Below are 20,610 nucleotides of genomic sequence, written 5' to 3' on the forward strand. Positions count from 1 at the left end.
CATATCCTTGGTAATATCCATTACAATCCTTGTATGCTTTTTATCGGTACTGACCCTGACAGCCTTGATATGTGCCATTGTTTCCGTCCGTTCGGCAAATGTAGCAGCTTCTGTCCTGGCTGCATTCCCCAACGCAAAAAAAACAGCTAAAAGCACTATAAGTCCTGCTAGGCGCAGTAATACACCTTTAGCTTTCAAAAAGTACATAACCAAATTCCCCCAAAAGAATAAGAAGTATACATTCTAAAATTATCAAATTCCAATAATTTCCTTAATATAATATCAGGGCTGATTCAATTACAGCTATATACTGCCATTGAATACCCGACAAAGAATAAATTTCTAAGTAAGAATTCTACCACACAATTATGAAAAATTAAAGCATGTTCTTAAGGAAGGCCTTGGTCCGTTCTTCCTGAGGGTTATCCATAACCATCTGAGGTGTTCCCTGCTCCACAATGACCCCTTTTTCCACAAACACCACATGATTTGCAGCCTCATGGGCAAAATTCATTTCATGAGTCACCACTATCATAGTCATGCGCTCCTCTGCCAACTCCCGCATTGTCCTGAGTACTTCACCGGTGAGCTCCGGATCCAGGGCAGAGGTAGGCTCATCAAACAGCATAATATCCGGCTTCATACAGAGCGCCCTGGCTATGGCCACGCGCTGCTGCTGTCCCCCGGACAGACGGGATGGATACCAATCCTTTTTTTCCAGCAATCCAACCTTTTTCAGAAGGATTTCCGCTTCGGGAATCACATCCTCCCGCTTTCGCTTCTGTACCTGAATTGGTGCCTCCAATAAATTCTCCAGCACCGTCATGTGTGGAAATAGATTGAACTGCTGGAAGACCATCCCCGTACAGGAAAGAATATCCCGTGCCTCTTTATCCGTGACATATTCAGCCACATTATCACTGTTGTTTTGGGCCAATACCCGGCCTTTTATTTCAATTCTGCCGGCATCAATTTCCTCCAGGCGGTTAATACAACGGAGCAATGTACTCTTACCGGACCCGGAGGTGCCAATGATAGCCATCACTTCACCTTTTCTCAGCTCCAAATCAATTCCCTTCAGGACCTCTAAATCACCGAAGCGTTTATGAATCTGCGTCAATCGCAGCATAACTTCATTATCTGTCGTATTTCCCATAATATGCCTCCAGCTTCTTAAAGCCCCATGTCAGTACGGCTGTCATAATAAGATAAAAAACGGCTGCCACAATAAACGGTGTCATGTCAAATTCCCGCTGAACAATGGTTCTGGCCACACGCAGCAGGTCATTCATTGCCAAAATATAAATAAGTGAAGTATCCTTGACCAAATTAATGGTTTCATTACTTACCGGTGGCAACACATACCTGATCATCTGGGGAATAATTATACGACTCATGGTTTGCTTATGAGTCATGCCAAGAGTTTTGGCCGCCTCATACTGTCCTCGGTCAATTGATTGGATACCTGCCCGGAAAATCTCAGCGAAATAAGCAGCGTAATTAAGTGTAAATGCCAGAAGGGCAGCAACGATATCAGGAAGCATAATTCCGACCATAGGCAGGGCAAAATATACGAAAAGAAGCTGCAGCATCAAAGGAGTGCCCCGCATCAGCCAGATATAAAATTCCATAAACCGGCTTAATATACGAAAATCGGAAATGCGCCCCAAGGCCGCCATCAACCCCAAAGGCAGTGAAAGAACCAATGTGACAAAAAAAATCTGCAATGTTACCTGAGTCCCCTCAAGCATTAACACCACAGTATGAAGCAAATTATCCATAAATATCCCCTTTTTATTGGTACATTACTATTTTTTCGCTTTACTGTAAAAAAGCATCAATAAGGTATATTTTACATCAAAACACCGAAAATGAAAAGGACTATCACCTCAGCAATAGTCCTTCAACATCCATGTGAAATAATTACTTTTTAAGGGTAATATCCTTGGCAAACCACTTTTCAGAAATCTTGGCCACTGTACCATCTGCCAGCATTTCATCAAACACCTTCTGGACCTTGTCCCTTAACTGCTTATCATCCTTGCGGAAGGCAAAGCCAAACTGGCTGACCTCACCAATTACGGTTTCTACTGCTGCAATCTTGTCAGGATGCTTGCTGATATAATAGCGGCCGATAATCTCGTCACCAACAACAGCATCAATCCGGCCGTTCTCCAAATCCATAAAAGCATTTATAAAATCAGGATAGTATTTTACTTCCTTCATGGAATTTTTCAGGGAAGAATTCTTTTCAAAATATTCCTCAGATGTTCCACCGCTCTGGGTACCTACTGTCTTACCTGCCAAATCAGCCTCAGACGCAATCTTGATTCCCTTGTCCTTTGATACAAAGACAATCTGACGATTATTCATATATGGATCAGAAAACAGCATGTTTTCCTTGCGTTTTTCAGTTATATCCAAACCATTCCACAGAACATCGACGCGACCGCTTTTCAGTTCAGCTTCCTTGGAATTCCAGTCAATTGCCTTGAATTCCACCTCGCAGCCCAGACGCTTGGAGGCTTCCTTGGCCAAATCGATATCGAAGCCCACAATTTCATTAGCTTCATTTTTGAATCCCATTGGCGGGAAATTATCATCCAGCCCTACAACAATCTTGGATGTGTTGTCCTTATTGGATGCATTGTTACCACAGCCGGCCATTGCTGCTATAGCGGCAACCATAACCAGACAAAAAGCTAATATTTTCTTCATAAATTCATACACTCCTTATAAAATAGATTTACACTAAGCATATTATACTTTAACTCGTTAATACTTGACAAGACAAAATTAATAAAAAGTGATTTATTCGGTAACTTCTCTTTATTCCTACAGTATTTTAGCCGTATTTACCCATTGCTTTACAGGTGCTTGGCGCTTTCCCGACATATCAGGGTTCAGTCCCTGCCAGCAGTGCATTTCAGGTCCCCAAACATCATATGCATAATCCTGCTATTGGTCCTACTTATCCGATATTTGTCCTATTTTTACAATATTTTCCCTTTTGGTAGGAAAAAAAGGATATAATGTAGAATAATGGTTATTGTAATGACTTGATTAATAGGAGGGTATGATATTGAAATCATTAAGCCTTGAAGAATTAGAGCCTGGTATGGAACTGGCTCGTACTATATTAAATGATGACATGGTAGTTATACTGTCAGAAAACACCCTGCTTACAAAGGCTCATATCACACGGCTGAAATTTCTCAACGTTCCATTCGTTTATGTAAAGGATGAGTACGAGCTCAGCCCAAACTACCAAAATGTAATGGCTATATTCAACCGGAGCAACGCTTTTGCAGCTCAATATCGTGAGGTTGTCCATGAGGTAAACGACATCTTTACATCCACGATAAAAAATGATGAGGTTCCTACAGAAAAGACCAATACCCTTGTTCACGAAAATCTCTACCCTATGGCCAAACAGAGTGGAGCCATAGACTATTTATACGAGCTTAATCATATGGCCAATGATGTGTATAATCATTCCATAAGGGTTTCGGTATTGGCAGGTGTCATTGGCAAATGGATGCTTTTACCATCCAGAAAAGTAACTGACCTGATTACTGCCGGCTTTCTCCATGATATCGGCAAGGTCCATTTTCCTGAAAGGCTCCAATCCCGCCAGGTAGATACCCTTAAGGGTGAGGATTTTGAAACCTATCTCCAGCACACCACTGATGGTTATAAAATACTGTCAGGCAGCAATGATATATCCGAAAGCGTAAAGCTGGCTGTACTGCAACACCATGAAGCCATGGATGGCTCAGGTTTTCCTGACAATAAGAAGGGCAAGGATATCGACTTGTTTGCCCGGATAATCGCCATTGCTGACCTGTATGACAATATCACCACAGAGCGTGAAGGCTTCGTGCGTCAGACACCTTTTGCGGCCATTGCAAAGATAACCGAGCTGATGTACAGCAAACTCGATCCAAAAATCTGCATAGTAATACTAAAACATATCAAGGATGCCTTCCTGGGATCCACTGTTACCCTGAACAACGGTCTTACAGGAACAATTCTGCGCTATCCAAACGATATGGCCATTCATCCTCTTGTAAAAATTGACCAGGACAATATCATTGACCTCAATGAACACAGAGGAATCAAAATTATTGAATACAATGCAAAGTAAAATCAAATAACCTGAGAACGCTACAAAACGAAAGCCCCCTGTAGGTCGGATATATCATTCCGACTTACAGGGGGCTTAATATTGTCATCAATGTCCCGGTCAATTATGACATAAACCACGGACTTATTCATACCTCAAGGCTTCAATAGGGTCCAGCTTGGCTGCTTTTCTGGCAGGATATATGCCAAAAAACAATCCAATCCCCACTGAGAAGGTAAAGGAGACAAATATAGGCAATGGGGTGATAACTGTGGTAAAGGACCCCAGCTGACTGACCACAGTGGACAGTATGCAGCCGATAATAATCCCTATAATACCACCTACCACACCTATAACCACAGATTCTATGAGAAACTGCATCATGATGTTTTTAAATGTAGCACCCAACGCCTTGCGAATGCCAATCTCCCGGGTACGCTCAGTCACAGATACCATCATGATATTCATGATTCCTATACCACCTACAACCAGGGATATACCTGCAATACTTCCCAAAAGCAGCGTCAGCATTGTGGTAGTCTGGGTCATGGTCTCCATCAGGCTGGTCAGATTGCGGACAGTAAAGTCATCCTCTTTGCCGCCAATAATCTTATGACGCTGGCGCAGCAATATCTCTACATCCTCCTGAACCTGATCCATCATCTCAGAGTCTGATACCTGAATATTTATGCTGGAAACATAGTTTTGCGCCATCAACCTCTCCATGGCAGTTGTCAGAGGAACAATAACCACATCATCCTGATCCTGGCCCATGGATGACTGTCCCTTACTGTCCAGCACCCCAATAATTTTGAAGGGCTGGTTGTTAATGCGGATATTCTGCCCTACAGGGTTACTGGTGCCAAACAAATTGGTGGCAACAGTACTGCCGACTACGGCTACCCTGTTGCGCTTGGTAATATCATTTACCGTAATAAAGGAGCCTGAAGAAATTTCCAGGGATCGGATGGACATATATTCCTGTGTAACGCCCTGTACCGAGGTATTCCAATTCTGATTCCCATTTACCACCTGATAGGAATGACTCACGGAAGGAGAAACATAATCTATATTCTTCACCTTATTTTTAATGGCAGTGGCATCCTCATATTTCAATGTAGTACGGGATCCGGCAGCACCGCGGACTCCGCCTGAATTGGATGAACCCGGCGATACAATGAGCATATTACTGCCCAGACTGGAGATACTGTCCACAACATTGCTGCGGACACCCATCCCCACCGAAACCATGGCGATAACTGCACCAACACCTATTATAATTCCCAGCATGGTCAAAAGTGACCGCATTTTATTGGCCAAAAGTGCAGTGAATGCCATGGAAAAGCTTTCCTTAAACAACATCCAAAACCACACCCTTTCCTTCATCCCTGGTGATTACCCCATCCCGGACCAACAGCTGACGACTGGCACAGACAGCAATCTCAGGCTCATGGGTAACAAGAATGATTGTACGGCCCATATTGTGCATCTTTTGAAAAATTTCCATTATCTCCTTGGTGGACTTGGTATCCAGATTACCAGTAGGCTCATCTGCCATAATGATTTGAGGATTATTGACAAGGGCTCGTGCTATGGCCACTCGTTGCCGCTGACCACCAGAAAGCTCATTTGGCTGGTGATCAGCCCTGTCAGCCAGTCCTACCTGCTCCAGGTAATACATGGCCTTTTCCTCCCGTTCACTGGTCCCTACACCTGCATAAACCAGTGGCAATGCCACATTATCCAGGGCGGAAATCCGCGAGAGCAGATTAAAATTCTGAAACACAAAGCCTATTTTTTTGTTTCTGGTTGCTGCCAGCTGGTCATCTGTCAGATGGGCCACCTCCTGTCCATCCAGCATATATGAACCAACACTTGGACGGTCAAGGCATCCCAGTATATTCATCAGGGTTGATTTCCCTGAGCCTGACGGACCCATCAGGGCAGCAAATTCACCCTCTTTGATATCCAGGTCTATACCGTTCAGCGCAGCTACTTCCTGCTGGCCTATTTTGTACAGCTTCTTTATTCCCTTTAACCTGATAGTAATATTTCCACTATTGCTCATTTTCTGTCAATCTCCGTCTTTACATAGGAGGCCCGCCACCCGGACCTCTGCGGCTGGATGTATTGGTCTTGCTTGTCTGAGCCTTATAGGTAATTGCAATCTTGTCACCTTCATTAAGCCCATCAATAATTTCAACATATTCATCACTGTATATACCGGTACTTACATAACGATTTTCAGTTTGACCGTCAGGCAGGCTCAATACCACATAAGACCCCTTATTATCCGTTTTCAGGGCAGAAATAGGCACAGCCAGTGCATTATCGGTTTCTGAAGTTACTATCTCCACCCGGGCAGTCATAGCCGGTAACAGCAAGCCTTCAGGATCATCTATATCCAATACCACATAATAGTAAATTACGCTGCTGGAGGATGAACTGCTGGAGCTGCTGGAGGAATTTGTATTCCAGCTGTTGGAAACATCAGTCTGGGAAATCTTGGATACCCTTGCAGTGAAGGTTTTTCCTGTATAGGTATCTACGGTAAAGGTAGCATTTTGACCTACCTTGACCGTACCAATATCAGTTTCATCCACCTTGGCCAAAATCTGCTTTTTGGACATATCCGCTATGGTCATGATGACCGTAGGATTGCTGTTGCCCTGCACGGCCATAGTGCCTGCTGACTTTGGTTCCCCCACAACCACACCATCCATTGGTGCTGTAATAACCGTTTCATTTAAGTCCGACTGAGACTTTTCAAGAGCGCTGGCGGCAGTATCATAAGCATACTTGGCATCCTCCAGCTCCTCCTGGGATTTTGCACCTATAGAATTGAGATATTCCATTCTGTCATATTTTGATTTTGTATTGCTTACCTTAAAGGAAGCCTGGTCATTGCTGGCCTCGTAATCCTTTCCATCAAGAATGGCAACGGTCTGTCCGGCAGTAACCTTATCGTTTTCCTTGACCAGTACCGTCTTGATACGGGCAGTAATTTTTGAGCTGACCTCTACTGAATTGACAGGTCGTATAGTGCCTGTAGCCGATACTGTAGACTTCAGCTTCATCCGTTGCACCTCAACGATTTCAGAAGTAGTGCTTTTTGTCTCGGTTTTACTGCCAAAATACATATAGCCACCGGCAATCACCAGTAACAGCACTACTATGGCAGCGCCCCATTTATATACACTCTTTTTTCTCATGATATTGCCTCTTTATTCCTAAAAATTTACTTTAATACGGCATTTTCAACGGTTGCAGTTGAAGGATGGACCTCATAGCCCATATCACTCTCCACCGAAGCCCTGTATCTGGCATAATCATACTGGGCACTTATATAATTCTGCTGAGCAGTAGCCAAGGCATTCTGGGCATCAATGATATCCAGCATGATACCTTCACCGGCTTTATACTTTTCGTTGGCTATGAAATAGTCCTCTTCTGCTTCCTTCACAGCTTCCTTGGTGGACACAAAGCGCTTTTCAGCTTCCCGCATACTGTTATAATCCTTGCGCACAGTCAGGTTAATATCATTTTCTGCCTTCTTACAGTCCAGGCGGGCTATTTCCAATGCTGTCTCAGCTGCATTAACCTTGCCCTTGGTTACTCCACTGTCAAAAATATTCCAGCTGGCACCAATTGTCGCCGAATACTCGTGATTATCGCCGCTTGGTAATACCTGCTTGTTCCAGCCTGCTCCCACGCTCAAATCAACCGTCGGCATGTATCCTGCTTTAGCAGATTTGACTTCAAGCTCCTTCTGCTCCAGGGTATGAGTATATACCTGCAGATCCTTACGGTTTTTTAGGGCAAAATCAACACATTCATTGACCCCGGACTCAAAAGGCACATATACAAAATCATCTGTCAGCTCAATAGGCTCCTGCTGGTCCATATACAACAAATTCCTCAGGGTACTTACATTGTTGTCATAGGTGCTTTCACCCTTGATCAAAGTCTGCTTTGCATTAGCCAATTCCACCTGGGAACGAAGTACATCTATTTTGGCCTTGCTTCCTGCAAAAAATAGCTGCTCAACATTGGAAAGATGCTTCTGGTATTTATCCACTGCATCCTGATAAACAGCCACCTGCTTTTTGGCTTCCAGGACATTGTAATATGCCTTGATAACCTCCAGCTGCATGGTTTCCCATTTTCTCTGTGTCTGCAGCTTGGCAATATCTATTCCAATTTCTGCACTCTCAATATTATTTTGTTTTACATTACCACTATATATTGGCAGGGAACCGGTAATTCTGTTGCCATTGCTGGTACCCCAACCAGTACGGTTGACATCAGAACCACCAAGACTGACACTTGCCTTCCAGGAAAAGCTGTTTGCTCCTCTGGCCTGGCTCAACTTAGCCTTGGCTGTTTCCTCACCCAGTCTGGTAATATTCACATCCGGATTATTTACCAGAGCGATCTGTACCGCTTCCTCCAAGGACAGAGCTGCACATTGCCCACTGCCCTGGGATAATGGTACAACTCCACATAAAGCCAGCAGTACAGCACCAACCAAGCATTTATTTTTCATAAAAAACATCCTTTCAGATTCTCCACTGTATTGCCTTGAATTTCCTCTGCAGCTAATCCCTTCGAGACTTAACTCCAGACGAAAGTTATTCAGCAGTCGTATGAAAACAAGCTAATTTTATAGTATAAAAATTAAAATATTATTAGTTATTCAATTTTTTATTCATAACTTCAATAGCTTTTTCAAGCTGGACATCCTTTACCGGTTTTTCCGGCAAAGCAATCTCCACATCAGGCTCTATGCCAACACCATCAATGCTCACCCCTGATGGTGTGTAATATTTAGCTACCGTCAGCTTAATGCCATCACCCTTGAACAATGGTAATATTGTCTGGACTGACCCCTTGCCATAGGATTTTACCCCTACCAGGGTTGCAGCCTTACGGTCCTTCAGGGCTCCGGCCAATATTTCAGAAGCACTGGCACTGTTGTTGTCTATCAGCACCACAATCGGGAGGAATTCTCCCTGAAGCTCCGAACGGTATACCTCCTTATAGCCGGAATGATCCACCACTGACACTACATCACCGGCAGGGACAACCATGTTGGCAATTTCCACACATGTTTTTAAAAGCCCACCCGGATTGGCACGAAGATCTATAATCAGACCCTTTATATTTTTTTCCTTAAGGGTAGTCAGTACATTTTGAAACTCTACTGCTGTATTCTCACTAAAGGAAGCAATCCGTATGTATCCAATATCCGTGTTCGGCAAAACATCACCGGCAGCAGTATCCACATGAATATTTGATCTGACCAGGGTATAATCCTGATCTTCCTGCCCAGCTCTCCTTACTGTCAAAACCACGGAGGTTCCTTCTTCGCCACGAATCTGGGAAACTATTTCCTCTGGCTGCAGGGTATCTACGGCTATGCCTTCAACAGCTATTATTTCATCATTCGGCTCCAAACCTGCCTCTTTACCTGGAGCACCATCCATTACAGACATAATCCTGCAATGCCCGGGCTCAGAAAAACTCATTACTACTCCGATTCCGCCAAAGGAACCATGGTTGATACTATTCAGCTGTTTAAATTTCTCCGGGTCCATATAGACTGAATACTTATCGTTCAGGGCCTGCATCATACCATCAAACGACCCATTTATCAAAGCTCCCGGGGGAATATCCCCGACAAATTTTTCTTCCACGAATCTCACTGTCACGATAAAGCGCAACATATCCGTTGCCTTTTCAACAGTTCCTCCCAATGCCCAAAAAGCACAGGCACCCATCAAAACAACGGTTATCACCATTGTCACAAGAGAAACCAGAACATACTTCAGTCTTTGATTCATTAAATTTCACCAATCCTTAAAATACATAAAAAGCTATATATAAAAGCATGGCTCTTTCGCCATTCCACAAGAAAAATGACGAAAGAGCACAAAATTAATCATAAATAACCATATGGACTTACAGCCTCACCGTTCTCACGAACCTCAAAATGGCAATGTGGTCCCGTGGAGTTTCCTGTAGAACCGCAAAGTGCTATGGTTTCACCCTGAGAAACCACATCCCCAACACTGACAGACAGAGAACTATTATGCCCATAAAGGGAGGTAATTCCGCCCCCGTGGTCAATGATAACGGTATAACCGTACCCGCTTATCCAGCCTGAATGAATGACAGTACCACTGGCAGCGGCCACAATCGGCTGGCCATAATCTCCACCTATATCTATACCACTATGATAACGCTGCGTCCCAAAAATAGGATGGGTACGCCATCCATATTCGGAAGTTATAGGACCCGCTAAAGGCCAAATCATTGCCCCGGAACCGGAAACAGCCACATATCCGTTAGACATCTGACTGCGTCGTATCAGCTCTGTAATCTCCTGGGATGCTGCCATAATTTCCTCGTAAGCCTGCTCGGAGGTTGCCTTATCATACTTGGCTTTATCCAGCATTATCTGCTGTTCATGCTTCTTTTCCAGAACAACAGCCTGCTTCTCCTCGGCACTGGCGACCAGAACCTCAGCATCAGCCTTGTCCTTTTCCAGCTTTGCCTTGGTATCCATGACTATCTGGCGGTCGGCCTTGACCTTCATAATAAGGTCATAATCATGCTTGATAATACGCTTGAGCATATCCATTCGTGTAATGAAGTCAGAGAAATCCTTGGCACCAAATAATACATCAATATAACTTATCTGGCCATTTATATAGATGTCCCTGATACGCTTTGCCAGTTTGACATTCTTGACCTTGAGTTCTTTTTCTGTTTTTTCCAGCAGTTCCGTGTTGTCATTTATATCTGACTTCACCTGATCAAGCTTACCCTTGACCGCATTATACTCCTCAGTTGCCTCATCCACATCCGCCTGTAGTGTCCGCAGATGCTCAGAAAGGTTCTCCACCCTGCTCTGGGCTTCATTGGTGATCTCCTGCTGTTCAGCCGCGCGTTGCTGCAGCTCCTCCAGTTGGCTTTCCAGATCATCAGCCATAGCCGTACCTGCCATGGATAAAACCATAACAGCTGTCATAATCCAGCTCCAGGTTTTTAAACCTCTGGTAAATAATTTCATAGTGCCACCTCAGACCTTCAGGAACCTTTTAATGGACACCGTACTGCCAATAGCCCCCATTATCATACCACCGATTATAACAACAACAGTTATGTAATTCAGGAAAGGCTGCTCCGGAATCAAAGGGAAAAAGGCCAATGTACTGTATATCTTTGCCACTATTCCGGAATAGGTAAACCTGAGCATTATTGAAGCAATAATACTTCCAAACAGACCCATGACCATTCCCTCCAAAACGAATGGCCACCGTATAAACCAGTCAGTGGCACCGACATATTTCATGATTGCTATTTCCTTCCGCCGGGCAAATACAGTGAGGCGTATGGTATTGGCAATAATGAATAATGTAGCCAAAGCCAGGACTAGCATCAGGGCAAACCCGAATATTCGTATCAGCCTGGTAATGTCAAAAAGGTGCTCCATTACATCCTGCCCATATTTGGCAGTTTCAACACCTTCAAATCTTTCAATAGCTTCTGCTGCCGTTTTTACAAGCTCCGGCTGAATCAGCATTACCTCAAAGGAATCCGGTAATGGATTGGTCTCATCCAATGCATCCAGCAGTGTTTTTTGGTCACCAAGGCGTTCCTTGAATTTCTCCATGGCCTCTTCCTTAGGAATAAAGGTAACCTTTTCTACACCCTGCATGCTTTTCAGGTCAACCTCCAGCTCCTTTGCAGATTCACGGCTGAAGTCATCACGAAGATACACCTGAATCTGAACCTGTGATTCCAGGGATTCCACCATTTTATTCAAATTCATGACCAGCATCAGGAACATGCCAAAAATAAACAATGACACAGCCACCGTACCAATAGATGCCACTGACATCCAATTGTTTCTCTTCAGGGAGTGAGCTACTTCGCTGACAAAATACTCTGTAGTACTAATTTTCATAGCCATAGCCTCCCCTTGCTTCATCACGGACTATCTCACCATTCTCTATGGCAATAACCCTTTTTTGCATGGCATCAACAATGGTCTTATCATGAGTAGCCATTACAATAGTGGTCCCTGAAGCGTTGATACTCTTAAATATATCCATGATACCCCATGAGGTTTCAGGATCCAGATTACCGGTAGGCTCATCGGCAATAACTATTGCCGGGTTATTCACTATAGCCCTGGCAATAGCTACTCGCTGCTGCTCACCACCGGAAAGCTGGTTCGGAAAGCACTTATATTTATCCCTGAGGCCTACAATATCCAGAACATTATTGACATTACGCTGCATCATCCGCCGTGGGGCCTCAATAACCTGCATGGCGAACGCTATATTTTCATATACTGTTTTATCCGGGAGCAGCCGATAATCCTGAAAAATAACCCCAAGACTTCTCCTGAGATAAGGTACATCACGGGTGGACATGCGGATTACATCCCGGCCGTTCACGGTGAGGATTCCAGAAGATGGCAAGACCTCCCTCAACAGCATTTTAATAAAAGTGGATTTGCCTGCGCCACTCGGCCCTACCAAAAAAACAAATTCACCCTTTTTAATATCTACATTAACATGATTCAAGGCAACGGCACCATTGTCGTATACCTTCATAACATCATTCATATGAATCATAGAGAAACCTCCATTTCTACACTATCTTTCATTTTATCACAAAAATTATCAATCTGAAAGATTTATCCATGATATGACATAACCCTTTGAATCACCATTGCACAAAGCTATTTGTCAGCAACATACCAGGGATTGCAGAGAAAAATGACGCCGAAAATGTCCTGACATTTTCCAGCGTCACATGATAATAATTAAGATTCCTGTTCTTTATCTTTTTTCTTTTTTCTGTCAATCAGCTCACAAGCCAGCTCAGCATTGCGCATGGCCAGTCGCCGAAGATCAGAAAACAGCTTCTCATTTTTTTTGCTGAAGCCTGCCTTGTCATTCCACTTCAGGCGTACCCTATTGACCAGCTCATCGTATTTGACATTCTCCAGATCACCCACCGGGCTCTCACCCACTGATTCCAAAAATCTGTCAATCTTGGGGTCATAGGAAACGCCTATCATTGGTACTCCCATAACCGCAGCAAAAATCAGGGCATGCAGCCTGACTCCAATCAACATATCCATATTACCCACTATGGATAAAAGCTCCTTGGTAGTATAATCCTTTTGTAGCACAACAGCGTTGCAGCTTGTCATGGATGCTACCATTTCTGCTGTCTGAACATCCTCAGGATACTGCATAGGCAGAAAAACAATTCTGGCATCGAATTCCTGGGCAATCTGATCAGCTGCCCGGGCAATAACAGCCTTATAGTGGGTAAGTCCCTGCCATTCCCGGACTGAAATGCCTACCAGGGCCTTGGCCCCATAGGCATTATTTTCCGTCAGTATCCCCCTGCCAATGTTCTTATCCACCGGGTGTATGGCATGCACAGGGTCTGAGGTACACTCTATAACCGGGCGGCGTATTTTCATCTGAGCCAGCTCGCCCAATGATCCCTTATCACGAACAGTAATCAGCTTGATGCCATTTCCTACAATGCGCATGACCCAACGGGCAAAGGTACCCTGTATAGGACCGATTCCCTGTGCGTATAGCATGACCGGAGTATGCAGAAGCTCAGCCAAAATTATAATCATAAGATAATAATAGAGACTGCGGCGACTGGTAACATTCTGAAGCAAACTGCCACCACCACTGATCAACAGATCAGCCTTAAACAGCGCGCCAATAATATTGCCGATATCCAGCCAGCCAATGGAATGTACCTTATGCCTGAGCTTGGTATCTGCCGGATCAGCAGATATAACAGTTATATTTATATTGGGATCCAAATCCGATAATACTTCAACCATTGCTGCCAGCATAGCTTCATCACCGGCATTCCTGGATCCGTAGTACCCGGAAATTACAACATTACTCATGTCTGTTGTCATTCCTTATCCTTTAACTTTATTAGGGAGCAGCCTTGGAGAAACATATCTGCTCCACAGCTGAACCAAAACCATACATACCGCACCGATTCCTGCCCCCAGGACGATACCTCCTATGCCACGGGCAAAGGACATAAATACCGGAGAGCGCATATGTGCGAAAGTTTCCACCATTGATCCCTGACCAATAGTAGCTATCAATACCAAAACAAACAATATCATTGTAGGCCACTTCCTGAACCAGGCCAGCATAGCCAGCATAAAGGCAGGATGTCCTATAAGCAATTCCTTGGAGCGTGGGCGTGCGTACATTGCCTGCTCCAAAAAGGCCCTGAATTTAAGTTCTGCAGATGACACAGGCATGCCCATGGTGTGCCCGGACCTGGCCACAAAGACAATACCGGCCACCAGCACCAAAAAGAGTCCAATCAGGGTCTTGACCTTTACAGGCATATCCATGATTTTGCGGAACTGGTCCATAAAGCCTTCCGTATCGTCCATTTTACCATCAAACAGGTCAAAACGCTGCATAAATGCAATGGCCACCAAGATGATTGGCAGAATAAAAGTCAACTTTATCCCGCGGAAAATATTGACCTCAAGCAAATATTCCGTATCAGCCAGCGATCCTGACAGATAAGATGCCCCCACATAGGACATGATACCACAGGTGAACAGGGCCACTATACCTGTTAATATTATTTTTGGCAAAGAGGCTGATTCATCAGGTGTTTTTAATCTGATTCTATCCAGCTGCCAGATAACAGCAATAGCAGGAAAAACATTTGCACTGGCCAATGCCGCCACAAGACGGATTTTATTCCCATGACCCATCAATACCGGTATGACGCATACTGCCAATCCCACAAGCAGCAACCCATACAGATATTTTTTGTTGAGACCTGGAATCACCAATGACAGGTAAAGCACACAGCCTGCAGCCACCCCTGCCATAACCAGGGCCCGGAGCCAGGATGCAGGATAAAATCCTTCAAACACTCCGGCCTTGCCAATTGTAAAGCCTTGCTTCACCAGGGCATCCCTGGTAGACGCAAAATAAGTCATGTTGGTCTCCAAAAGATTCATCCCCGGGGCCGGCTTATCAAAAATTTTCAGCAGATTAAATCTTATATTTCTTTCAGCATCAGTATTGGCCCAGCGATCAACGCACTCACCAATCTTCATTTTTTTCTGTTCATCCTTGGGAATTGAATAGAGCCGTGCAGATCTGTAATCATTAGCCTTGGCTATATCCAGCATTCCATCCTGGGGGAAAAACCGTAATTGGGTTACCCCTTCAATCATACCCAGGGTCAGCCCACGGTCTTCCATCCTTTGGGCCGTATATTCAGAATAATCCGGTGCTCCCAATGTCTGCGAACCGGAAAATACTATTCCCGAAACGTCAAAACCATCTATACGGGAAAAAAACGCATCCACATCATCCTTGGTACAGCTACGGTAATTGGTTGGCCTGGCCAGGACATAAAAGCCGCCATCATTAACAGCCTTCATTTCATCTGTAGGCATGCCCAAATCCATCTTTTCAAAGGATTCAAAATGGGCTTTTACCGCAAGAACCGTCTCGCCACCTACATTAAGTGCGGTTACACGGTCATTACCCAACCTCCGTATCAGGTCCTCATGAACTTCCCTGAATGTCTGTTTGTCATGACCTGTAACATAGATTTCAGTACCTTTAATGGTCCCATTTTCTACCAGCTTGCGCCACTCCGGATCAGTCATGGCACCATTCTGGTAATTGGCCAGTACATCACTGCCATTGACTGCCACAGTCTTACCATTGACATTGAGTTTTTTAAAGGTAGTTTCATATACTGCCAGAGATGTAATACCTGCATCCTTTGCCTGACGCATTACCTCTGATACCGGCACGCCCTCCCTTTGGGCCAGCTCCAGCAAATCCTCATAATCCACAATCAATTCAATGGAATTATTGCGAACCTCTACCTCATGACGCTGAATATTAATAAATAATGAAGCACACAGGCCTATTATTATAAGCACTATTAAAACTTTATCATATGCAAATTGCTTCATAACTGATGTACTCCTCATATAGTGGAATTATGCCGACTAGCCTGGATAACTACCCGTCCATCCTGCATCTTCACATCATCCACCTCAGATTTTACAGGCATCTTATGCAGGTCAAACAACAATATATCCCCAAAGAAATCCCCTATTACAGCCTTACCAAATACTGCATTTCGTATATCCAGCCTGGTCATATGGAAAAAAACTGCCCCATCCTCCTCGAATACAATTCCATCAAGGGTAATATCCGCCTTGCGGCCCAACAGCTTTATACTTCCGGAGGCCGAAATTTTCTCTGAGGTCATGGTAGTTTCAATATCATCGATTTTTTCCAGCTTATTGCTCAAAAGCTCCTGTAAGGATTCCTGGGAAATGACTCCCTCCAGTTCCAAACTGTCAGCCGAAGTTACAGCCGAGCCATCCCTGGCATCCAATGCCGAAAAATCACCATTAACATTGATACCATCCAGGGTCAGTTTGTCAACTCTCACCTGACCGATCACAGCATTATCAGCATCAATGTGAATACTGTCCATCCTGCCAGCCAGAAGCATGACCCCAAACGCTGATGACACCCGCACATTTACATTTTCAGCCTTAGTGGCTTCCTGTATTTTATGTGCAACAAATGACTGAAAAAGTCCCGGCAGAATCAGCTGACAAAAGACTAAAAAAACTATTATCAGGGCCAATAGCAGCTTTAGGGCGTTCTTCATTCATATCACCTGCCAAAATTCATATTCTACCCAGAATGGGCAAAGCCCCGGCATTACAGCTGATGATTTGCCTTGGCACGGAGAAATGCCTCGATAAACATGTCCAGTTCTCCGTCCATTACAGCCTGAGTATTGCCTGTTTCGGCACTGGTACGATGATCCTTGACCATATTATATGGATGGAAAACATAGGATCTGATCTGACTTCCCCATTCTATCTTTTGCTGATCTCCCTCAAGGGCAGCAATTTCCTGTTCTTTTTTCTCCTCCTCCAGTTCAAACAGCTTGGCCCGAAGCATTTTCAGGCACTGCTCACGGTTCTGGATCTGGGAGCGTTCATTCTGACACTGAACTACAATTCCGGTCGGCTCATGAGTCATGCGCACAGCCGAGGAAGTCTTATTGATATGCTGTCCACCTGCACCGGAAGCCCGATAAGTATCCACGCGGACATCATCCATATTAATCTCAACTTCTACTGTGTCATCAAGCTCCGGCATAACATCACAGGCGCAAAAGGAGGTATGACGACGGGCTGCGGAATCAAAAGGGGAAATGCGCACCAAACGGTGTACACCCTTTTCTGATTTCAAAAAGCCATAGGCGTTATGTCCTTTTATGAACAAGGTCACGGATTTTACACCGGCCTCATCTCCAGGAAGCATATCAGCTGTTTCCACGGTGAAGCCATGCCTTTCCGCATATCGTCCATACATGCGGAGTAGCATGCTGGTCCAATCCTGTGCTTCGGTTCCACCGGCACCTGCATGCAATGTCAAAATAGCATTGTTGGCATCATATTTCCCTGACAGCATCACCTCAAGCTGAAGTTCCTCCAGGGCCTTGTCTATGGCCTCCATATCGGACTTAACCTCCGGCTCCACGCTTTCGTCCTTGTCATCCATGCCAATTTCCCACATTACCTGGACATCATCAAATTTAGCCAACAGGGCCTTGTATTTATCAACACTGATTTTTACATCATTAAGCTCCTGATTGACCCGCTGAGCTTCCTCCGGATCATCCCAAAAGGTAGGCTCACCCATTTTATATTCCAACTCAGCAATTTTTTCTTCTTTATGGACCACATCCAGAGCCTTTTCCATCTCTGATAATCGTCCCTGGAGTGCCGTAATTTCAGGCTTCAAATCCTCCAGCATACTCTCACATCCTAATTTTTAATTCTTTAAGCAAGACTATCCCCTCCGCCATCTACAGATGGCACTCATCCCGAATGAGGATGAATTTCGGAGGAGATACTCTCATCAATTATTTAAGCATAATAAAATCATTTATTCCTGCCACAGCAGTTCTTGTACTTTTTACCGCTGCCACATGGACATGGATCATTGCGGCCGATTTTTTCTTCATTGACAATCGGCTGTTTTTTCGTTTTCTCAGGTTCCTCATCACCATGAGCGGCCTTTGCCTGTGCCAAACGGTTCTGTGCCTGTTCTTCCATGGCCCGCTGCTGCTCAGGTGTAATGATATTCACCCGGTACATCATGGTGGCAATATCAGTTTCTATTCCATCAATCATAGACTGGAACATATCGTGGCCCTTGATTTTGTACTCAACAAGAGGATTGCGCTGCCCATATGATAACAGGCCTATTCCCTCTCGGAGCATATCCATCTCATCCAGATGCTCCATCCAACGGTTGTCAATTACCCGAAGCATAACTATACGCTCCAGTTCACGCATATTATCCTCACCAAAGAGCTGTTCACGCAGGCGATATGCTTCCTCTGCTACATCCATCAGGGTTTCCTGCACCTCATCACGGCTCATTTCCTCAAGCTCTTCCAGCTTGAGTTTACCCTGTGGAGCATAGATTTTCTCAGCATCCTTGATGAGCTCACCCAGTGTCCACTGCTCAGGATAGAGCTTGGCATTGGCATACTGATCCATCTCAGATTCGATAATCTGACCAATCATATGAATAATGTGCTCACGGAGATTGCCCCCCCTCAGCACCTTCTTGCGCTCAGAGTAAATAATCTCTCGTTGCTGATTCATGACATCATCGTATTCCAGGACATGCTTACGCATATCAAAGTTACGGCCCTCTACCTTCTTCTGGGCATTTTCAATGGATTTGGTAATCATCTTATGCTCAATCGGATCATCCTCACCCATTCCCAAGCGGTCCATTATAGAGGAAATGTTCTTGGCACCAAACAATCGGAGCAGATCATCCTCCAGGGAAAGATAGAACCTGGAATTACCAGGGTCCCCCTGACGGCCTGCACGACCACGCAACTGATTATCAATTCGACGGGATTCATGGCGTTCAGTTCCCACAATATATAAACCGCCTAACTCCGGAACGCCCTCACCTAACTTGATATCAGTACCACGACCGGCCATGTTGGTAGCAATGGTTACGGCTCCCTTTTGTCCGGCATCAGCTATAATCTCAGCTTCCTTTTCATGGAACTTGGCATTCAGGACATTGTGGGAAATCCCCCTCTTACGCAGTATGCCACTGATTTCCTCAGACTGCGCAATGGATGTCGTACCAATCAGGACCGGCTGGCCTGCAGCATGAATCTTTTCAACATCATTGGCCACTGCCTTGAGCTTGGCCCGTCTGGTCTTATAGATAACATCCGGCAGATCCACACGACGGACAGGCATATTGGTAGGAACCACCACTACAGGCAGCTTATAAATTTTTATGAATTCGTCTTCCTCAGTCTTGGCAGTACCAGTCATCCCCCCCAGCTTATTATACATACGGAAATAATTCTGGAATGTAATGCTGGCCAAAGTCTGGGACTGACGACGAACCTCAAGGCCTTCCTTAGCCTCAATAGCCTGATGTAATCCATCAGAATAACGACGGCCTTCCATAAGTCGTCCGGTAAATTCATCAACTATAACGATTTCCCCATCCTTGACTACATAGTCCCGGTCACGCTTCATTAAAGCCTTGGCACGGAGAGCTGCAGTAAAGCAATGGGACATTTCGATATTATCAGAATCATACATGTTCTTGACACCCAAGAACTTTTCCACCTTGGCAACAGCTGTTTCATTAGGTGCAACAGTCTTCTGTTTCTCATCAACAGTATAATCCACCCCCGGCTTCAAAATCTCGACAGCCTTGGCCATACGGCTGTAAGTCTCTGTAGACTTGGAGCCGGCACCGGAGATAATAAGTGGTGTCCTGGCCTCATCAATAAGGATACTGTCCACCTCATCCACGATGGCATAATTAAGCTCCCGCTGTACCATCTGGTTGATATCAACTACCATGTTGTCACGAAGGTAATCAAAACCGTATTCATTGTTTGTACCAAAGGTAATATCACAGCTATAAGCAAATTTACGCTGTGGAAATTCCATATCATGCTTGATTAGTCCAACAGTAAGTCCCAGGAAATTATACAACCGGCCCATCCATTCACTATCACGCTTGGCCAAATAATCGTTTACAGTTACCATATGAACGCCCTTGCCGGTCAAAGCATTCAGGTATACCGGCAAAGTAGCCACAAGGGTTTTACCTTCACCAGTACGCATTTCGGCGATTTTACCCTCATGTAGGCAAATACCACCAATCATCTGAACATCAAAATGACGCATACCCAGGACACGGCGGGATGCTTCCCTGACCACGGCAAAAGCCTCAGGCAAAATATCATCAAGGGTCTCACCATTGGCAAGACGCTCCTTAAATTTATCTGTATGTCTGACAAGGGAAGAATCACTGAGCTCAGTTAATCCGTCCTCA

18 protein-coding genes are annotated in these 20,610 nt (G+C 44.7%); 1 reads left to right on the forward strand and 17 read right to left on the reverse strand.

Annotated features, from left to right (window positions below; genetic code table 11):
- From K6C05_RS05130 to K6C05_RS05145, 4 genes are all read right to left on the reverse strand, one after another.
- Positions 1–207, reverse strand: a 207-nt coding sequence (locus K6C05_RS05130; protein ID WP_296732063.1) for a hypothetical protein, incomplete at its 3' end; no start/stop codon positions are given.
- A 169-nt stretch (positions 208–376) separates the two neighbouring features.
- The gene (locus K6C05_RS05135) at positions 377–1,156 is read right to left on the reverse strand and encodes an amino acid ABC transporter ATP-binding protein (protein ID WP_296732065.1); all 780 of its coding nucleotides are present in this window, start codon (positions 1,154–1,156) and stop codon (positions 377–379) included.
- Positions 1,137–1,781, reverse strand: a complete 645-nt coding sequence (locus K6C05_RS05140; RefSeq protein ID WP_296732068.1) for an amino acid ABC transporter permease — start codon at positions 1,779–1,781, stop codon at positions 1,137–1,139. Before K6C05_RS05140 ends, K6C05_RS05135 begins: the two co-directional genes overlap by 20 nt.
- A gap of 142 nt (positions 1,782–1,923) precedes the next feature.
- On the reverse strand, positions 1,924–2,667 hold the full coding sequence (locus K6C05_RS05145; protein ID WP_296732101.1) for an amino acid ABC transporter substrate-binding protein: 744 nt from the start codon (positions 2,665–2,667) through the stop codon (positions 1,924–1,926).
- Between the two features lie 415 nt (positions 2,668–3,082).
- Here K6C05_RS05145 and K6C05_RS05150 point away from each other — a divergent pair, with 415 nt between their 5' ends.
- The gene (locus tag K6C05_RS05150; RefSeq protein ID WP_296732069.1) at positions 3,083–4,147 is read left to right on the forward strand and encodes an HD domain-containing phosphohydrolase; all 1,065 of its coding nucleotides are present in this window, start codon (positions 3,083–3,085) and stop codon (positions 4,145–4,147) included.
- A 123-nt stretch (positions 4,148–4,270) separates the two neighbouring features.
- Here the strand turns inward: K6C05_RS05150 and K6C05_RS05155 are convergent, their stop codons facing one another.
- The 13 genes from K6C05_RS05155 to secA all read right to left on the reverse strand — a co-directional run.
- Complete coding sequence (locus tag K6C05_RS05155; protein ID WP_296732072.1) at positions 4,271–5,488, reverse strand: ABC transporter permease; 1,218 nt, start codon at positions 5,486–5,488, stop codon at positions 4,271–4,273.
- Positions 5,478–6,194 (reverse strand): ABC transporter ATP-binding protein, encoded by a 717-nt coding sequence (locus tag K6C05_RS05160; protein WP_296732074.1) that lies wholly within the window; start codon positions 6,192–6,194, stop codon positions 5,478–5,480. The genes K6C05_RS05155 and K6C05_RS05160 overlap by 11 nt, the downstream gene beginning before the upstream one ends.
- Positions 6,195–6,213: 19 nt before the next feature.
- Positions 6,214–7,338 (reverse strand): efflux RND transporter periplasmic adaptor subunit, encoded by a 1,125-nt coding sequence (locus K6C05_RS05165; protein WP_296732077.1) that lies wholly within the window; start codon positions 7,336–7,338, stop codon positions 6,214–6,216.
- A 26-nt stretch (positions 7,339–7,364) separates the two neighbouring features.
- Complete coding sequence (locus K6C05_RS05170) at positions 7,365–8,672, reverse strand: TolC family protein (protein ID WP_296732078.1); 1,308 nt, start codon at positions 8,670–8,672, stop codon at positions 7,365–7,367.
- A gap of 142 nt (positions 8,673–8,814) precedes the next feature.
- Positions 8,815–9,969: a S41 family peptidase gene (locus tag K6C05_RS05175; RefSeq protein WP_296732080.1), complete on the reverse strand. Its 1,155-nt coding sequence runs from the start codon at positions 9,967–9,969 to the stop codon at positions 8,815–8,817.
- A gap of 98 nt (positions 9,970–10,067) precedes the next feature.
- The gene (locus tag K6C05_RS05180; RefSeq protein WP_296732083.1) at positions 10,068–11,201 is read right to left on the reverse strand and encodes a M23 family metallopeptidase; all 1,134 of its coding nucleotides are present in this window, start codon (positions 11,199–11,201) and stop codon (positions 10,068–10,070) included.
- A 9-nt stretch (positions 11,202–11,210) separates the two neighbouring features.
- Entirely contained in the window at positions 11,211–12,098 is an 888-nt protein-coding gene (gene ftsX / locus K6C05_RS05185; RefSeq protein WP_296732086.1) for a permease-like cell division protein FtsX, read from the reverse strand.
- Positions 12,088–12,774 (reverse strand): cell division ATP-binding protein FtsE, encoded by a 687-nt coding sequence (ftsE, locus tag K6C05_RS05190; protein ID WP_296732088.1) that lies wholly within the window; start codon positions 12,772–12,774, stop codon positions 12,088–12,090. The genes ftsX and ftsE overlap by 11 nt, the downstream gene beginning before the upstream one ends.
- Before the next feature lie 191 nt (positions 12,775–12,965).
- Entirely contained in the window at positions 12,966–14,087 is a 1,122-nt protein-coding gene (csaB, locus tag K6C05_RS05195; protein WP_296732090.1) for a polysaccharide pyruvyl transferase CsaB, read from the reverse strand.
- Between the two features lie 15 nt (positions 14,088–14,102).
- Positions 14,103–16,157, reverse strand: a complete 2,055-nt coding sequence (locus tag K6C05_RS05200) for a DUF5693 family protein (protein WP_296732092.1) — start codon at positions 16,155–16,157, stop codon at positions 14,103–14,105.
- A 14-nt stretch (positions 16,158–16,171) separates the two neighbouring features.
- Complete coding sequence (locus tag K6C05_RS05205) at positions 16,172–16,870, reverse strand: LmeA family phospholipid-binding protein (protein ID WP_296732094.1); 699 nt, start codon at positions 16,868–16,870, stop codon at positions 16,172–16,174.
- A gap of 53 nt (positions 16,871–16,923) precedes the next feature.
- The gene (prfB, locus tag K6C05_RS05210) at positions 16,924–18,030 is read right to left on the reverse strand and encodes a peptide chain release factor 2 (RefSeq protein ID WP_296732097.1); all 1,107 of its coding nucleotides are present in this window, start codon (positions 18,028–18,030) and stop codon (positions 16,924–16,926) included.
- A gap of 128 nt (positions 18,031–18,158) precedes the next feature.
- A partial coding sequence (secA, locus tag K6C05_RS05215; protein WP_296732099.1) for a preprotein translocase subunit SecA occupies positions 18,159–20,610 on the reverse strand: 2,452 nt, incomplete at its 5' end.

Origin of the sequence: Anaerovibrio sp., from assembly GCF_024697385.1 — a bacterium.
Classification (GTDB): domain Bacteria; phylum Bacillota; class Negativicutes; order Selenomonadales; family Selenomonadaceae; genus Anaerovibrio.

What these genes read in the sequence shown, in the direction of transcription:
- K6C05_RS05160 (WP_296732074.1), bottom strand. Translation starts at nt 6,194, where the DNA reads ATGAGCAATAGTGGAAATATTACTATCAGGTTAAAGGGAATAAAGAAG.
- K6C05_RS05170 (WP_296732078.1), bottom strand. Translation starts at nt 8,672, where the DNA reads ATGAAAAATAAATGCTTGGTTGGTGCTGTACTGCTGGCTTTATGTGGA.
- K6C05_RS05140 (WP_296732068.1), bottom strand. Translation starts at nt 1,781, where the DNA reads ATGGATAATTTGCTTCATACTGTGGTGTTAATGCTTGAGGGGACTCAG.
- prfB (WP_296732097.1), bottom strand. Translation starts at nt 18,030, where the DNA reads ATGCTGGAGGATTTGAAGCCTGAAATTACGGCACTCCAGGGACGATTA.
- K6C05_RS05175 (WP_296732080.1), bottom strand. Translation starts at nt 9,969, where the DNA reads ATGAATCAAAGACTGAAGTATGTTCTGGTTTCTCTTGTGACAATGGTG.
- K6C05_RS05200 (WP_296732092.1), bottom strand. Translation starts at nt 16,157, where the DNA reads ATGAAGCAATTTGCATATGATAAAGTTTTAATAGTGCTTATAATAATA.
- K6C05_RS05165 (WP_296732077.1), bottom strand. Translation starts at nt 7,338, where the DNA reads ATGAGAAAAAAGAGTGTATATAAATGGGGCGCTGCCATAGTAGTGCTG.
- K6C05_RS05205 (WP_296732094.1), bottom strand. Translation starts at nt 16,870, where the DNA reads ATGAAGAACGCCCTAAAGCTGCTATTGGCCCTGATAATAGTTTTTTTA.
- K6C05_RS05155 (WP_296732072.1), bottom strand. Translation starts at nt 5,488, where the DNA reads ATGTTGTTTAAGGAAAGCTTTTCCATGGCATTCACTGCACTTTTGGCC.
- ftsE (WP_296732088.1), bottom strand. Translation starts at nt 12,774, where the DNA reads ATGATTCATATGAATGATGTTATGAAGGTATACGACAATGGTGCCGTT.
- csaB (WP_296732090.1), bottom strand. Translation starts at nt 14,087, where the DNA reads ATGAGTAATGTTGTAATTTCCGGGTACTACGGATCCAGGAATGCCGGT.
- K6C05_RS05135 (WP_296732065.1), bottom strand. Translation starts at nt 1,156, where the DNA reads ATGGGAAATACGACAGATAATGAAGTTATGCTGCGATTGACGCAGATT.
- K6C05_RS05180 (WP_296732083.1), bottom strand. Translation starts at nt 11,201, where the DNA reads ATGAAATTATTTACCAGAGGTTTAAAAACCTGGAGCTGGATTATGACA.
- K6C05_RS05145 (WP_296732101.1), bottom strand. Translation starts at nt 2,667, where the DNA reads ATGGCCGGCTGTGGTAACAATGCATCCAATAAGGACAACACATCCAAG.
- ftsX (WP_296732086.1), bottom strand. Translation starts at nt 12,098, where the DNA reads ATGAAAATTAGTACTACAGAGTATTTTGTCAGCGAAGTAGCTCACTCC.